At 65.4% G+C, this 16,038-nt stretch carries 9 protein-coding genes; 5 read left to right on the top strand and 4 right to left on the bottom strand.

Annotated features, from left to right (window positions below):
* Positions 1–65: 65 nt before the first annotated feature.
* Together ACEVBK_RS07310 and ACEVBK_RS07305 are read right to left on the bottom strand one after the other, a co-directional pair.
* Complete coding sequence (locus tag ACEVBK_RS07310) at positions 66–3,752, bottom strand: translocation/assembly module TamB domain-containing protein (protein ID WP_375057948.1); 3,687 nt, start codon at positions 3,750–3,752, stop codon at positions 66–68.
* Complete coding sequence (locus tag ACEVBK_RS07305) at positions 3,749–5,464, bottom strand: autotransporter assembly complex family protein (RefSeq protein ID WP_375057947.1); 1,716 nt, start codon at positions 5,462–5,464, stop codon at positions 3,749–3,751. Before ACEVBK_RS07305 ends, ACEVBK_RS07310 begins: the two co-directional genes overlap by 4 nt.
* Positions 5,465–5,614: 150 nt before the next feature.
* Between ACEVBK_RS07305 and mobB the strand changes: the two genes are divergently transcribed.
* Positions 5,615–6,160, top strand: coding sequence for a molybdopterin-guanine dinucleotide biosynthesis protein B (mobB, locus tag ACEVBK_RS07300; RefSeq protein ID WP_375057946.1), 546 nt, complete (start codon positions 5,615–5,617; stop codon positions 6,158–6,160).
* Here mobB and ACEVBK_RS07295 read toward each other — a convergent pair.
* Positions 6,111–6,677 carry a peptide-methionine (S)-S-oxide reductase gene (locus ACEVBK_RS07295; RefSeq protein WP_375057945.1) on the bottom strand — a complete coding sequence of 189 codons (567 nt, stop codon included), beginning with the start codon at positions 6,675–6,677 and terminating at the stop codon, positions 6,111–6,113. The two genes, mobB and ACEVBK_RS07295, sit on opposite strands and share 50 nt — an antisense overlap.
* A 351-nt stretch (positions 6,678–7,028) precedes the next feature.
* Here ACEVBK_RS07295 and ACEVBK_RS07290 point away from each other — a divergent pair, with 351 nt between their 5' ends.
* From ACEVBK_RS07290 to ACEVBK_RS07275, 4 genes are all read left to right on the top strand, one after another.
* The gene (locus tag ACEVBK_RS07290) at positions 7,029–7,787 is read left to right on the top strand and encodes a sulfite exporter TauE/SafE family protein (RefSeq protein WP_375057944.1); all 759 of its coding nucleotides are present in this window, start codon (positions 7,029–7,031) and stop codon (positions 7,785–7,787) included.
* 127 nt (positions 7,788–7,914) lie between these two features.
* Positions 7,915–9,648: an ABC transporter transmembrane domain-containing protein gene (locus ACEVBK_RS07285; protein ID WP_375057943.1), complete on the top strand. Its 1,734-nt coding sequence runs from the start codon at positions 7,915–7,917 to the stop codon at positions 9,646–9,648.
* Positions 9,638–11,419 carry an ABC transporter ATP-binding protein gene (locus tag ACEVBK_RS07280; protein ID WP_375057942.1) on the top strand — a complete coding sequence of 594 codons (1,782 nt, stop codon included), beginning with the start codon at positions 9,638–9,640 and terminating at the stop codon, positions 11,417–11,419. The genes ACEVBK_RS07285 and ACEVBK_RS07280 overlap by 11 nt, the downstream gene beginning before the upstream one ends.
* 256 nt (positions 11,420–11,675) lie before the next feature.
* Entirely contained in the window at positions 11,676–14,801 is a 3,126-nt protein-coding gene (locus tag ACEVBK_RS07275; protein ID WP_375057941.1) for a transglycosylase domain-containing protein, read from the top strand.
* A gap of 149 nt (positions 14,802–14,950) precedes the next feature.
* Here the strand turns inward: ACEVBK_RS07275 and ACEVBK_RS07270 are convergent, their stop codons facing one another.
* Entirely contained in the window at positions 14,951–15,967 is a 1,017-nt protein-coding gene (locus ACEVBK_RS07270; RefSeq protein ID WP_375057940.1) for a metal-dependent hydrolase, read from the bottom strand.
* Between the last annotated feature and the right edge of the window lie 71 nt (positions 15,968–16,038).

Below are 16,038 nucleotides of genomic sequence, written 5' to 3'. Positions count from 1 at the left end.
AAGCTGAAAGCCGGGAACCGAATGTCGGAAGATTTCCGTCGCTTCCGGCTTCCGGCTTCGGCCGGCTAGAACTCGAACTTGTAGAACAGGTCGATCGCCTGGCTCAGGCCACTGGTGGCCTGAAGATACAACCTGGGCAACAGCTCGTAGCGCAACCGCAGTTCGCCGATGGCCGAGAACACCCCTACCCCGTAACCGATCTGCAGGCCCGGCAGCACATAGGCGCTGATGCTGACTTCGGTACTGTCGCCGGTGCCGGCGGTGTCCACCGACACGTCCTGGAAACCGAGGGCCTCCCCCAGGCCGGTAACGATGCCGCCAATCTGGCCCACGCCGGCCCCGAGCAGCATGGCCTGCACCAGGGCATTGCCGTCACTCTCGCCCCCTTCCATTCCCCGGCCGCGCAACAGCCAGGACAGCTGCTCCACCTGGGGCATTTCCGGCTCCGAGAACACCGCAAACTCCGGCTGGTTGGCGTTGCCGGATACCCGCACCCCCACAATGATGCTGCTATCGGACATGGTGGAGGGATTGCGGATGGCCTCGACCGACAGGTTGGGCTGATCCAGGGGGCCGCTGAACAGTATGCTGCCCTCGCGGATCAGCAGATTCTGGCCATAGGCACGGAAGTTGCCGTCCACCAGCCGGATCTCGCCGTTGCCGCGCATCGGCCGCCCCGGCGGCTGGGTAATGCGCAACTGGCCTTCCAGCCGGGTATTGAGGCCGAAGGCGGACAGCCGCACATCTTCCGCCAGCCGCACCTGAATGCGGATATCCAGCGGCAGGCTGGGGACGGTCTCCGGTATGATGCCGGAAGGATCCACTATGATCACGTCGGGCGACTTGGACACGGCGCTTTCCGGCAGCTCCTTGACCTCGATGCGCGCCCAGGGGATCACGATGCTGCCGCGTACCCGGGCCTGTTCGCCCAGGGTGATCTGCAGATCGGGACTGACCCGCACCCGTCCCATGCCCGGGTAGCCGGCTTCCAGTTCGCTGCCCTGCAGGCGGATTTCACCGCTCACCGGCAGTTGCTGCCAGTTCAGCTCGCCGCTGATATTGAGCGGCCCTTCGCCCACCCGCAGCCGGCCGTCGATAGTGGCGGCGTTGCCGCGCACGCTCAGCCGGGTGCTGAAGTCCCGCACCAGCACCATGTCCGAGTAGGTGTCCACCTCGCCGCCGCTCAGGTTGATGTCGCCGAACAGCAGGGGCGCGTCCAGGGTACCGTCCAGTCGTGCCTGACCGGCCAGGGTGCCCTGCAGTCGGGCCACTTCCGGCAGCAGCGGCGCCAGCCAGTCGAGTTTGAGCTCGCCGATGACCAGGTTGCCGCTGAGTGCCCGCCGTCCGCTCAGTTCCGCCACATTGGCATCGAGCGACAGGCTGCCCAGTACGTTCGAACGAAACACCAGCGACGACTGCAGCCGGTCCCCCGACATGTCGGCGGTCAGCGACAAAGTCTGGTAATCGAGCCGGGTGTCGCCACTGACAAAAGTGCCCGGGGTCGTGCTGATATTGGCATTCAGGCGAGGGCTGTCTCCCTGCCAGCGCAGCTCCACCCGGCCGCCCAGCACCGCCTCCCAGGCGAAATCCTCGGGCAGGAAGGGCGCCAGCCGGGCCAGATTGAGCTCGCGAATGTCAACCCCGGCCTGGCCCTGCTCGGCCCCCGCCACCAGGGGATCGAAGCACAGACTTGCCCCGTTCGAGCGCCAGCAGTGGGCGCTGGCCCGCAGGCGATCCTCGCGCCAGGACAGCGCAACCTCCTGCTGCAGGGCCCAGCGCTCCAGCGGGGTATCCAGCCAGGCCCGGCCCAGGTTGCCCTGCCAGCCCTGCGAACCCAGGCTGCCGGTCAGCAGCAGTTCGGCGGCCAGTGGTTCACCGGCCACGCTGAATTCCAGCCGGTGGGCCGCCTCGTTGCCTCCCGCGGTCAGCCGCAAATCGCTGAACTCGAGCTCACCGGCCTTGATATTGGCTACCCCTAGCCGAATGTCCCCGCTGAGGTCCTCGCCCAGCTTCGCCTCGGCTTCCAGCGACAACTCACGTGCCAGGATGTCGTTGAAACCGGCACGACCGCCCCGGAGGCTGGCCTGAATGTCGGGAGAGTCCAGTTCGCCCCGCACCCGGATGCTGCCGGCCAAATCACCGAACAGGCCGGGAGCGTAAACCGCCAGCTCCGGCGCCTGCAGCTCGGCGTCCAGTTGCCAGCGCTCGGTGATGGTGCCGTTGACCGTCACCCGGTTGTTGCCGTTATTCAGTACCAGTTCGCTGATGGTGCCCTGCAGATCCTGGTTGAGGGCAAGCTCGCCCTTGAGCAGGAGCGGATAATCGCGCAACCGGCCGTGGATATCGGGGCTGGCCTCGAGCTGCCATTGCTCCCCCCGCAGGGTGAAGCGGGTATCGAGCTCGCCGTTGAGGCGGCCATCCAGCCCCGCCACAAAGGCCCCCGGATCCACTTCGTTGAGCGCCAGTATTCCCTGCCAGTCGATCCCGTCCTGCCAGCCAAGCCGGCCTTCCACCCTCACCTCACCCTGGGGCAGGTTCAATGCCAGCGGCGCCAGCCGGGCCCCTTGCAGGTTCCCCGCGGCCGCCAGTTCGATGCCGATGGGCGGCAGTTCGGGCCCCTGTGCCTCGGCGGCGAGCCGCAGCCGGTAGTCTTCGAGGGTACCACCCAGGGTCAGCTTGCCCTGCTCCAGCCGCCATTCCGGCGCGATTAGCGGCCAGCCCAGCCGCTGCCAGTCGAGGGACAGCTCGAAGGGCAAGGTGGGATCCAGGGGCCTGGCCTGCAGCTTGGCCTGGGCGGCGATGACCCCTTCCAGGCTGAGCTCGGCGGACAGGTTGGCCAGGTTCTGGCGCAGGTGCAGCACCAGGGCCTGCCCCGCCAGTTGGCCGTCCAGCAGGGGCTCATGCAGGGTGGTCGCCAACATGAGCTCGAGCGGGTAATCGTCGTTCAGGGTGATATGACCGCCAAGCCGGGCATCCGCCCATTCATGGGACAACTCGAAGCGATGGATGTCGAGCCGGCTGCCCTCGCCTTCCAGCTCCAGTTGCAGCCGGTGCAAGGCCTGCACCTCATCGCCCTGCACCAGCCGGCTGTCGGTCAGGCTGAACTGCTCGAGTCGCAGGGGAAAGGGCAGCACGATTTCCGGCAGCACCAGCGGCTGTCTCGCTTCCGCGGGGGCGTCGGGCTCCGCGACGGGAGCCTCGTCGGCCGGCAGCAAGGTGATCGTGAGCCCCGCCATTTCAGGGCCGGTGATCACCATGCCGTCGTCGTCCCAGCGCGCCGCCACCTGCAGGCTCTGCCAGGCAACGGTCTGGCCGGGCAGCTCGATACGTACCCGATCGGCGCGGACCTCGTCCAGATCGATGCGCAGCGGCGGCGTCAGATCCAGCAGCGGCTCCGCGGGCTCCTCGTCCTCGCCCCCTTCGGGCAGGCTCTCGATACGCACCAGTATGTCGCTCGCCTCCAGCCGCCGCAGCCAGAAGCGACGATCGAGCAGTTGGCCGAGCTGCCAGTCGATGGTGACCGCGCGAGCAGAAAACGCCAGCGAGTCCCGCTCGTAGCTCAATTCGGAAAACTGCCAGCCGGTACCCAACTGGCCGGCCACCAGGGTGCCGTCGAGCCCGGGCACCTGCTGCTTGGCCAACCCCCACAGCCACTGGTTGCCGGTATGGGTAAACAGCAGGCTGACCAGCAGCATCGAGAGCAGGGCGATGGCGGCAATGGCGCCGAACAGGGTTCGTTTAAACCAGATCATAATTCAGGCCCCAGGGTAAAATGCAGCCGCCAGGGGGTATCGTCCTCGGACACCCCAAAGGCCAGGTCGAGGCGTACCGAGCCAACCGGGGTCAGCCAGCGTACCCCCACGCCGGTGCCCACTTTCCAGGAGTCACGGTAGTCGTTGGTGGCGGTACCGGTATCGACGAAGGTTGCCAGCCGCCATTTTTCCGCCACCTTGTAGTCGTATTCCAGGCTCAGGGCCGTGGTGTACTTGGCCCCGGTGCGGTCGCCGTTCTCGTCCCGCGGGCTGATACTCTCGTAGCCGTAGCCCCGAACCGTGAGGTCACCACCGGTGAAGAAACGCAGCGACGGCGGCAGATCATCGACCTCGTCCACCCACACCGCCCCCTGCTCGACCCGGCCGATAACGCGCTGGTTGTCGGACAAGGAGCGCAGCCACTTGCTGCGGCCCCAGGCCCGGACAAAGCGGGTGTCGGAGCCCCACCAGGGTTCGGACAGCTCCAGAGTGACGCGCTGGGAGTCGCCCCAGTAAGAATCCAGGCCGCCGCGCGCCCGGGTGCGACTGTAGGACACCCCCGGGATCAACAGGAAGCTGTCGTCCTGCTGTTCCCCCTGGGTATAGGATTCGTACTCGGAACGGATAAAGACATCCCGGGTCCAGTCGTAGGCATTCTTGTCCCAGCGGTGCACCGAGGCTACCAGGCGGTCGCTCTCGGTGTCCCGTTGATCCAGCCGCTGGTAACCGCCCTGCAGCGTATAGTAGTTGTCGAGCGGGTGACCGCGGGGGATCTTGTAGACGAAGCTGATATCCTGCTTGGGCGCCGACAGCCTGAGGCTGGAGTTGAAACTGTGGCCCAGGCTGTTGATCCAGGGCTTGTCCCAGTTGACCGAGGTACGGGGCCCTTCGTCGGTGGAAAAACCCACCCCCAGCTCCACCTCGTTGTCGGCCTTGGCACGCAATACCACCGACAGCGGGATCCGGTTGTCTTCGTCCGCCTCACCCACCAGCGGCAGCACTTCCACCTGGCGGAAATAGCGGGTGGAGGACAGCGAACGACTGAGCTCGGCCACCCGGGTGGCCAGATAGGGTTCTCCCGGCTGGACGTTGACCAGCGGCCTGAGCAGCCGCTCGACCGGCCGGTCCGTGTCGATCCTGAGTTCGCCGAATTTGAAACGGGGTCCGGAATCGAATGCCAGTATGACGTCGGCGGCGTTTTCCCAGGGGTGCACCAGTACCTGGCTTTGTCGGTAGCGGGCGTCGAAATAGCCGCGCGCCAGGGCCAGGTTAAGCAACCCGGCCTTGGCGCTTTCGTAGGTTTCGTGGTTGAGGACATCCCCTTCGCTCAGGCTCAGGTCGCTGACCCGTTCCTCGAACAGCGGGTCCGAAGCCGCATCCCCCTGCAGCAGCACATCCAGCCGGCGGATACGCACCGGCTCGCCGGCCTCCACCCGCACATTGACCCGGGCCGGATTGCGCGAGTCCGCTTCCACCTCAATCTGCGGGCTGTAATACCCCAGAGCCTGCAGGCTGTCTTCCACCGCCGTCACTACGTCTTTACGAAATCGAGGCAACTGCTCGGCCTGGATGGCCGGCAGCTGATTCAGATAAACCCGGGTATTGTCCGCCAGCTCCCCGCTCAGTCCCGAGAGCCGGAAACTGACTTCCTCGGCCCTTGCCCCCAGGCTGAGCAGCATCAGAACCAGTACTCCCCACACACCTCTGCTCATAGCGCAACCCGTTCACTCTGTGTTGTATCGGACAGTTTATGCCGCAAGTCGACGACTTCCGGCACAACGTCGATTTTTATTGATTTTGTTGTTCGGTCAGGGCCACCGGTCGTGGCACACTGCAGCCTTGTTCGGTCTACTGGAAACCTCATGTCCCGACTAGACAATCACCATGCCCTGCTGGGCTTCGCCGGTTTCAGCGGCAGCGGCAAAACCACCCTGCTGCGCCAACTGGTTGCGCTGCTGAACCGGCGTCAATGGCGTATTGGCATTATCAAGCACAGCCACCACGACGTGGAGCAGGACACCCCGGGCAAGGACAGCTACGAGCTGCGCCATGCCGGCGCCCGCCAGTGCCTGCTGGCCGGACCTCATCGTAGTATTCTGACCTATGAGAACACCAAGGTACAGGAGCCTGATTTAAACGAATCCCTTTCACGGCTCAGCCTGGACCAGCTCGACCTGGTACTGGCCGAAGGATTTCGCGAGGCCCCCATTCCCAAACTCGAGGTGTACAGGCCCGCCCACGGCAAGCCGCTGCTGTGCCGGCACGACCCCCATATCCTGGCGGTGGCGACCGACGATGCCGGGCTGGATGCCCCGGTGCCGTTGCTCGATCTGAACGCCCCCGAGGCCATCGCCACCCTTATCGAGCAATGGCTGGCGGCAGGACGCCTGCATGCTCGTCGGGATTGAGCCCCTCCCGCGCCGGATAGCCGCAGGCTCGGCGATAGGAGGCATAGAGCAAGGGGTTGCGTTTGGCATACTGCTGATGCCGTGGCAACCCCAGCGCGAAGGCGCCCACCGGCAGTATGCGTACGCCGACCTCGCGGCCGCTTTCCAGCTCCAGTTTGGCCCGGCTCTGCTGGGCCCATTTTTGTTGCAGTGAACTTTGCACGTAGAGCGCCGGGCTGAACTCACTGCCCCGATCGCAGAACTGTCCCTCCTTGTCGAAGGCATCCACCGCCGCCCAGTACAGGGTCAGCAGATCGCCGTAACCGATAAGGCTGTCATCGTAGTGCACCCGCACCACCTGGCGGCGCTGATGCAGGCTGCCGCTTTGCATCCAGCCGGCTTCGATGCGCTCTATGCCGGCCCTGTCCGCAAACAGTGCCTCCATCACCCAAAAGCTGCCGCCGGCAAACACCGCCTGGGCGCCCCAGGCCTGGGGCGCCAGCAGCAGCCCCATCAGCATCAGGATTTTTCCAGTCACTCGCTTACCCAATCCCCAATCCCCAATCCCCGGATTATGCTAACCGATTGAAAGCGGATGGAAACATTTTTTAACCCAGGGCGCAGAAGAGCGGAGATTGGGCAGGGTCACCACCCGCCAGCACCACCGCGCCGCGACTTCAGTCGCGGGAGCCCGCCTGTGATGCGGGATCGACACCGCTTGCCACACGGCTGAAGCCCTGCCTACCACTTCCTCGGCGCCACAACTTAGCGCGGCCCCGCCATTGCTTTTTCCCTCACCGCCCCAAATTAGGGCATAATGAGTCCTATTGACGTCCATTCCCTGGGCAAGTTCCCTTGCCGGCACGGATGGCATCCTGACGAGACTCTGATGACACCGATAGAAATCCTGCTGTTGCTGGCCGCCGGTGTACTGTCCGGCTTTATCAACGTGATGTCGGCGGGCGGCTCCATGCTGACCCTGCCACTGCTGATGTTCATGGGTCTGGACAGCGCCACCGCCAACGGCAGCAACCGGGTGGGTATAGTGCTGCAAAACCTCACCGCCATGGGCCAATACCACAGGGCGGGATTCCGGGATCTGCGCCTGGGCCTCAAGCTCTGCCTGCCCGCCGTGGCCGGCGCCCTGCTCGGGGCCTGGGTGGCGGTGTGGCTGGACGAGCGGCTGTTCCAGTGGATACTGATCCTGGTGATGGCGACGTGCGCCGTGCTGATGCTGCTGCCCGCCCCCGCCCACCTGCCGACCCGTCCCCTGGACGAGGGCCACCTCGGCCCCAGGGTTTATCTGGCGCTGGCGGTGATCGGCCTGTATGGCGGCTTTATCCAGGTGGCGGTGGGCATCTTGTTCATCACCCTGCTATACCGGGTGCTGCGCATCGACCTGGTGCAGGTGAACCGGCTCAAGGTGCTGATCGTGCTGGTTTATATGGTGCCCGCCCTGGCCATCTTCGTCATCGGCGGCAAGGTGGCCTGGGGCTACGGCCTGGTGCTGGCCGCGGGCAGCATGCTCGGCGCCTGGTTCGGCGCCCGGCTCAGCCTCGGCGCCAACGGAGTGAAGTGGATAAAATGGCTGACCCTGGTGATGATAGTCGCCATTATCGGCAAACTGGGCTTCGATCTGCTGTATTGAGCCGAACGGCAAACTACGAACAAACCGTCGACTGACGCTGCAGCCACTCCCGTGAAGACGGGGTGATGGTGAGCTTGGTCATCGGGCCGAGAGGCCTCTGATATCGGGAAGAGAGCGGGAAACGACCATGAAACTGTTCGGGCAACTGGCCTGGTTCTTCAAGGCACATTGGCGCACCTACAGCCTGGCACTGCTGATGCTGGCCACGGTGGCGATGATGAACATGAGCATTCCCTACCTGATAGGCCGGGCGGTGGACAGCCTCATCGCCTCCCCCAGCGGTGAGGCCGACGGCCGGCTGCTGGGGCTTATCCTGCTGCTGGGGCTGGCCATCTACGGCCTGCGCCTGGGCTGGCGCTGGATCCTGTTCGGCACCTCCTACCGCCTCGGCAACCTGCTGCGCCGCCGTTTCTTCGAGCTGCTCACCCGCCAGGGCCAGGCTTTCTACAGCCGGTACAACACCGGTGACCTCATGGCCCGGGCCACCAACGACATCGACGCCATCGAAGTAGCCGCCGGCGAAGGGGTGCTGTCCGGCTTCGACGGCCTGCTTACCCTGCTGCTGGTGCTGGTGATCATCTTCGGGGTGATCGACTGGCGGCTGTCGCTGGTGGCGCTGCTGCCCTTCCCGCTGATGGGGCTGGCTTTCTACCGTATTTCCAACCGCATCCACCATCACTTCAAGGCGGCGCTGGAGCAGTTTTCGGTGCTCAACGACAAGGCCCAGGAAGCCATCGCCGGGGTCCGGCTGGTCAAGTCCATGGGCCGGGAAGAGATAGAAAGCCGCCAGTTCGGCACCATCGCCGAGGCGGCCGCCGCACGCAACTACCAGGTGGCCCGGGCCGAGGCCCTGTACGAGCCGGTGGTGTTCCTGTCCATGTCCGCCGCCCTGCTGCTGACCCTGGGGTTCGGGGCCTGGCTTATCTGGCACCAGCAACTGAGCGTGGGCCAGTTGACCAGCTTCACCCTCTACCTGGCCCAGTTGATCTGGCCCATGTTCGCCTTCGGCTGGCTGCTCAATATCGTCGAGCGCGGCAGCGCCGCCCTGACCCGGGTCGAGGCCCTGCTGGCGGTGCCCGACAGCGTGCCCGACCGGGGCCGGCACCACCCGGACGACGCCCACCTCCGGGTACGGGAGCTCGGCTTCCACTACCCCGAGCAGCGCCAGCCGGCCCTGAGCCAGCTGAGTTTCGAGCTGGCCCCGGGCCGGGTGCTGGGCCTGGCCGGCCCCACCGGCGCCGGCAAGAGCACCCTGCTGCAATTGCTGATGCGCTACTGGGAAACCGAACCGGGGCAGATCAGCATCGGCAACAGGCCCATCGCCGACTGCCGCCTCGACGCCCTGCGCAGCCTGTTCGCCTACGTGCCCCAGGACGCCTTCCTGTTCAGCGCCACCATCGCCGACAACATCCGGCTGGGCCGCCCCGAGGCGAGCCTGGAAGAAGTGATGGAAGCGGCCCGCCAGGCCTGCGTGCACGAAGACATCGCCTCCCTGCCCCGGGGCTACGACACCCAGGTGGGCGAGCGGGGCATGACCCTGTCCGGCGGCCAGCGCCAGCGCCTGGCCATCGCCCGCGCCCTGCTCAGCCGGGCGCCGATACTGGTGCTGGACGACGCCCTGTCGGCGGTGGACGTACACACCGAGCAACAGATACTGCACCAGCTGCGCGCCCGCCGGGGCCAGGGCTGTATCATCGTCAGCCACCGGTTGTCGGCCCTGGAGCACGCCGATCATATCCTGGTGCTCAACCACGGCCGGCTGCAGCAGTCCGGCCGCCACGCGCGACTGATCGAAGAAGACGGCTGGTACAGCCGGATGTGGGCCTATCAACAACTGGAGGCGGTACTGGATGAAGCCTGATCATCTCCCCCCGCAGGGCAAGGGCACCTTCGGCCTGCTGCTGGATTACGTCTACCGGGACAAGCGCCTGCTGGTCAAGGCCCTGCTGTTGCTGTTGCTGGCCACCGCCGCCGACGTGGCCGGCCCCCTGCTCGCCAAGGTGTTTATCGACGACTATCTGCTGGCGGGCCACCTGCCCCTCTGGCCGGTGGCCGGCCTGGCGGCGACCTATGTACTGGCCCAGGTGGCCGCCGCCTGGCTCAGGTACCAGCAAACCCTGCGCTTCACCGACATGGCGCTGGCGGCGGTGCTGGACATCCGCCAGAAGGTGTTCGCCCATGTGCAGCGGCTGCCCATGGCCTTCTTCGACCAGGCCATGACCGGCCGGCTGGTGAGCCGAGTCACCAACGACACCGAGGCGATCAAGGATCTCTATGTGCAGTTTTTGTCGGTGGTGCTGACCAACGTGGTGCTGCTGGTCGGCATCATCGCCGCCATGGCCTGGCTCAACCCCCAACTGATGCTGGTGGCGCTGCTGCTGATCCCGGCGGTGGTGGGGGTCATCTATCTGTACCAGAAGTTGAGCGGCAAGGCGGTAGCCGACAGCCGCCAGCTGCGCTCGGAGATCAACAGCGATATCAGTGAGTCCATCGCCGGCATGGCGGTACTGCAGGCCTGCGGCCGCCAGCAGGCCGCCGCCGAGCGCTTCGAACAGCTCAACCAACGCTATTACACCGCCCGCATGCGCACCATCAAGGTCGGAGCCGCCCTGCTGCGCCCGGCCATCGACCTGCTGAGCGTGCTGGCCCTGCTCGGCATCCTCCAGGTGTTCGGTTGGCAGGTGGTCAACGGCGTGGCCGAGGTAGGGGTATTGTATGCCTTCCTCAACTTCATGGGCCGCTTCACCGAGCCCCTGGCCGAGATCACCCAGCGCTTCAACCTCTACCAACAGGCCATGGTGGCCGGAGACCGGGTCTACCAGTTGATGCACCAGCCGGTACAGCAGTACGGCCGGGCATCCGACAGCATCCCCGCAGGCGCGGTCAGCTTCGAGCGGGTCGACTTCGCCTACCGGCCCGACAAGCCGGTGTTCCGCGGCCTGAGCCTGGACATTCCCGCCGGCGCCTTTGTGGGGGTGGTGGGCCACACCGGCAGCGGCAAGAGCACCCTGCTCAGCCTGCTACTCAACTTCTATTCCCCCGGTGGCGGCGAGATCCGTATCGACGGCCGGCCCCTGGCCGACTACCGGCGGGACGCCCTGCGCCAGGGCATAGGGCTCATTCCCCAGGAGCCCTTTATCCTGGCCGGCAGCATCTACGACAATATCGACATGGGTCGGGGCCTGCCCCGCAGCCAGGTGGAAGGGGCCGCCCGTCAGGCCCACCTGCTGGAACTGATCGACGGCCTGGAGCAGGGCTTCGACACCCGCCTGGGCGAACGCGGCACCCGGCTGTCCACCGGCCAGCGCCAGCAACTGGTGATCGCCCGGGCCCTGGCTGCTTCGCCCAGGATACTGCTGCTGGACGAAGCCACCGCCAACGTGGACAGCGAAACCGAGCAGGTGGTGCAGCAGGCACTGAAGGCCCTGCACGGCAAGGTGACCATGATAGTGGTGGCACACCGGCTTTCCACCGTCAGCCACGCCGACCGCATCCTGGTGATGGCCCACGGCGAGCTGGTGGAGCAAGGCAGTCATCGGGAACTGATGGCCCTGCCCCAGGGCCGTTACCGGGCCATGTACCGGTTGCAGCAACAGGCCCGGCAGGTGGCCCTGGCGGAGCAGGAGGCCTGACCCGGATGCCCGGTGAATCCCGCAGCCGGCGCAGGGGCAAGACGGAAAAAATACGGGCTTCCCGTTGCATTTTCTTCCGGCTTCGCGCGATGCTGTGCGGGTAAGCGACAAAAACCCTGTTCGATGTTTGCACGGCCAGCGCAGGACCCGGCCATGCCGCAAATATTTTTTCAACCGGGGCCCCTAACTAGCGTCGCCAAGCTACGCTTTTTATATAAGAAGCCCTGATACCGAAAGTGGCGCTGAGGGGACCTTTATGGGCGCGATACAACATGCAGAACATCCTTCACTTGGCTTCTCAGAGCAGGAGCAAGAGCCGGTGACCGCACCGGTACCCAAGCCCGCCCGGCGACGGTGGCGGCTGGTGCTGTGGCTGTTTGTTCTACTGTTGCTGCTGGCCTCGGGCGTGCTGGTGGCCTATGAAATGCGCACCTCCTGGCTGCAGGCCCGGGAGATCCCCCGCTATGCGCAAACCCTGACCTACTCCCTCGAGAGCGGCGCCAGCTCTGCCATCCACTATCCCAGCCATGGCCCTTTCGATCAGCGCCTGGGCTATACCCGGTTGCCGGAGCTGTTGAGCAGGCTGCAACGGAATCAGTTCATGATCGAGCAGCAGACACAATTTTCCCCGGCCCTGCTGGAATATGCCCAACGCGGTTTTTTCACCCCTTACCAGGAAAAAACCCAGGCCGGCCTCTTTATCAGCGATTGCCAGGCCGAGCCGGTCTACGACTACCGCTATCCCCAGCGCCATTATGACGACTTTGCCAGCATACCGCCGCTGGTCGTCAACTCCCTGCTGTTTATCGAGAACCGGGAGTTGCTCAGCGACGAGCACCCCCAGGCCAACCCGGCGGTGGACTGGCCCCGTTTCGTCAAGGCCGCCATGTCGCAACTGGGCCGGGCACTGGACATGCAGGACGACTCGGCCGGCGGCAGCACCCTGGCCACCCAGATCGAAAAATACCGCCACTCCCCGGGCGGCCTGACCCACACCGCCGGTGAAAAACTGCGCCAGATGATTTCCGCCAGCGTACGCGCCTACCAGCACGGGCCCGACACCCTGGAGGCCCGCAAGATGGTGGCCCTGGCCTATATCAACTCGGTGCCCCTGGCGGCCGCCCCCGGCCACGGCGAAGTACACGGCCTGGGCGACGGCCTGTGGATCTGGTTCGGCAGTGAACTCGAGCGGGTCAACCAGTTGCTGGATCCAACCCGGAACCAAAACACCCCACTGGCCGAGCAGGGCCAGGCCCTGCGCCAGGTACTGGCACTGATGATTGCCCAACGCCGGCCCTCCTATTACCTGTTCCGGGGCAGGGACGATCTCAACACCCTGACCGACAGCTACCTGCGGATCCAATCCCAGGCGGGCATCATCAGCCCGGCGTTACGCGATGCCGCCCTTGGCCAGAAGCTGAGGTTCCGCAATTTCCGGGAAGACCCGGCCACCGTATTCACCGACAACAACAAGACCCTGCAGGTGACCCGCGGCCGGCTCGGCAACCTGCTCGGCCTCTCCCTCTACGATCTGGACCGGCTGGACCTGTCCGCCACCACCACCCTCAACGCCACGCTGCAACAGCAGGTGAGCGATTACCTGCACCGGCTGGCAGACCCGGAGTTTGCCCGGGAAATCGGCCTGTTCGGCGAGCGGTTGCTGTCGCCGGAAAAAACCGCCGACGTGCGCTACAGCTTTACCCTGTTCGAGCGGGGCAGCAACAGCTTCAACGTACGGGTACAAACCGACAACACCAACCAGCCGTTCGACATCAACGAAGGCAGCAAGCTGGAACTGGGCTCCACCGCCAAGCTCCGGGTATTGGCCACCTACCTGGAGATCATCGCCGAACTGCACCAGCACTACGGCAGCAAGTCGGTGGAAAACCTGCGCCAGCTCACCCCGGACCGGCTGGATCTGCTCAGCCGCTGGGCCATCGACTACCTGATCCGCAGCCCCGACCGCAGCCTGCCCGCCATGCTGAATGCCGCCCTGGAGCGGCGCTATTCCGCCAGCCCCGGTGAACGCTTTTTTACCGGCAGCGGCATGCATACCTTCGGCAACTTCCGCCGGGAGGACAACGGCCGCAACCCGACGCTGATCGAGGCCCTGCGGGAGTCCATCAACCTGCCCTTCGTGCGGGTACTGCGCGACATCGTCCGTTACAGCATCTACCAGAACGAAAACCGCACCCAGTTACTGGAAGACGACAAGGATCCACGCCGCCAGGAATACCTGAGCCAGTTTGCCGATCGGGAAGGCCGGGTGTTCCTGCTGCGCTTCTGGCGCAAGTACCAGGGCAAAACCACCGAAGAGCGGCTGGACACCTTCTTCGACGGCCTGCGCCCCACGGCGGTGCGGCTGGCGGCGGTACATCGCTACCTGCAGCCCGAGGCCAGCCCGGAGGAGTTTGCCTCCTTCCTGCAGGCCCGGTTGCCCAACGAACGGCTGACCGAAAAACGCCTCGACGAGCTTTATACCCGCTACGGCCCCGGCGCCTACAGCCTGCCGGACCAGGGCTATATCGCCCGGGTGCACCCGCTGGAGCTATGGTTGCTGAGCTATCTGCAGCAGTCTCCCCAGGCCGGCTTCGCCGATGCGGCGGAAGCCAGCCGCGACGAGCGCCAGGAAGTGTATGGCTGGCTGTTCAAGACCCGCCACCGCAGCGCCCGGGACAGCCGGCTGCGCATCATGCTGGAGGTGGAAGCCTTTTCCGACATCCACCAGCGCTGGCAACGGCTGGGTTTCCCGTTCGATCACCTGGTGCCGTCGCTGGCCACCGCCATCGGCAGCTCGGGTGACAAACCCGCCGCCCTGGCGGAGCTGATCGGCATCATCCTCAACGACGGCGTGCGCCTGCCCACGGTGCGTATCGACCATCTGCGCTTTGCCGCCCACACCCCCTATGAAACCCGCCTGGGGCGTGTTCCCGGCCAGGGCAAACGGGTGATGAACAAGGAGGTGGCGGCGGCACTGCGCGACGCGCTGTCGCAGGTGGTGGACGGCGGTACCGCCCGTCGGCTGCAGGGCAGTTTCAACCTGGAAGACGGCACTCAGCTCGTGCTGGGTGGCAAGACCGGCACCGGCGACAACCGCTTCGAGACCGTGGGCCGCGGCGGCCAGGTGTTGCGCTCCCTGGCCCGCAACCGCACCGCCACCTTCGTGTTCTTTCTGGGGGACAACCACTTCGGCACCCTCACCGCCTATGTGCCGGGCAAGGAATCGGACAAGTTCCGCTTTACCTCGGCCCTGCCGGTGCAGGTACTGAAAGGCATGGAACCAATATTGCGGCCCTACCTGCAACCGGGCGGCCAGGGCCAGTGCCACAGCTGGCCGCCAGCCCCGAGCCCAGGGTCCATGACCCATGGAAACGAAGCATAGGGAATAAAGGCGGGCCGAGGGGCTCGCCGCCCCCCATTACTCGCGGCTTCGCGCCTACGGGTAAACAGCCGGCACCAAGGCAGCGGTAGACGCGATTTCACTCGCGTGGCCGGCAACGCCGCTCCCGCATCGTCTGCAGGATCCCGCGACTACCACCGCCCCGGCGGCGGCAGGGGCTCTCCCAACGCCCGGCGCCACAGCCAGTCCATCGCCCGGGGCAGCTCCACCCGTTCGCTGAGCTGCTCCGGCCGGGCCAGGGCCAGCAGCCTTTCCTCCTGCCACTCGGCCACCACGAAGTTGAAACTGTAGCTCGGCTCCTGCCCCATGCGCAGATCGGTGATCATCACCTGGCCTCCACGCTCGCTCATCTTGAAAAACCCCTTGCTGAACCAGGCGATACGCGCCACATGCGCGTTGTGCTCAAGCCCGGGATATAACGCCATCCCCCGTTCATAGCGCGTAAAGGACGGCGGCCGCTCACCATCCAGCAGGGAATAAAATCCTTCCAGGTAGCCGTCCGGCGTGATCACCAGGACCCGCCACAGCAGGGTATTGAAGGCGGTAGGGGTAACAAGACGCCGCTCCACTTCCACCCCCTGCTCCGCCAGGGCCTGATCCACCTTCAGGCCGACCTGCCACTGGGCCAGCAGGCCCCAGCCCAGATAGAGGCCGCTCAGCCAGAGCCCCAGCCGGTTGGCACCCAGGCCGCGGGTGCCGCGCCGCGCCAGGGCCACCGTCAGCCCCAGCAGCAACGGCAGGGTGTAGAGGGGATCGATAATGAAGATGCTGCCGATGCCAAAGGGATAATCGGTAAAAGGCTGGCCCAGTTGGGTACCGTATACCGTCATATTGTCCAGCAGCACATGGGTGACCAGGATGAGCCACAGCGCCAGGGTCCAGGCTCGCCAGTGCTCCCGCTGCCCCGGCAGACGGCAGAGCAGCCAGGCGAACACCGGCGCCAGCAGGGTGAGATAGAACAGCGAATGGCTGCTGCCCCGGTGCTGGGTCATGTTGCTGACCGGGTCGCCGTAATCGATAAACACGTCCAAATCCGGCAAGGTGCCGAACAGCGCCCCCGCCAGGGCCGCCCTGCCGACGCCGGCACGACGGCCCATTACCGCCACGCCGACGGCGGCGCCCAAGGCCAACTGAGAAACAGAATCCATCACCCACCCGTTATCCGGTTATTAAAAAGTTGCGGCCTGGTTAAGGCCGGTTTCTGGTAGCATACGGCTCC

Origin of the sequence: Zobellella sp. DQSA1, from assembly GCF_041950555.1 — a bacterium.
Classification (GTDB): Bacteria; Pseudomonadota; Gammaproteobacteria; order Enterobacterales; family Aeromonadaceae; genus Oceanimonas.
The sequence above is the reverse complement of the archived record's forward strand: the minus strand, read 5'-3'. Positions and strand labels throughout refer to the sequence as shown.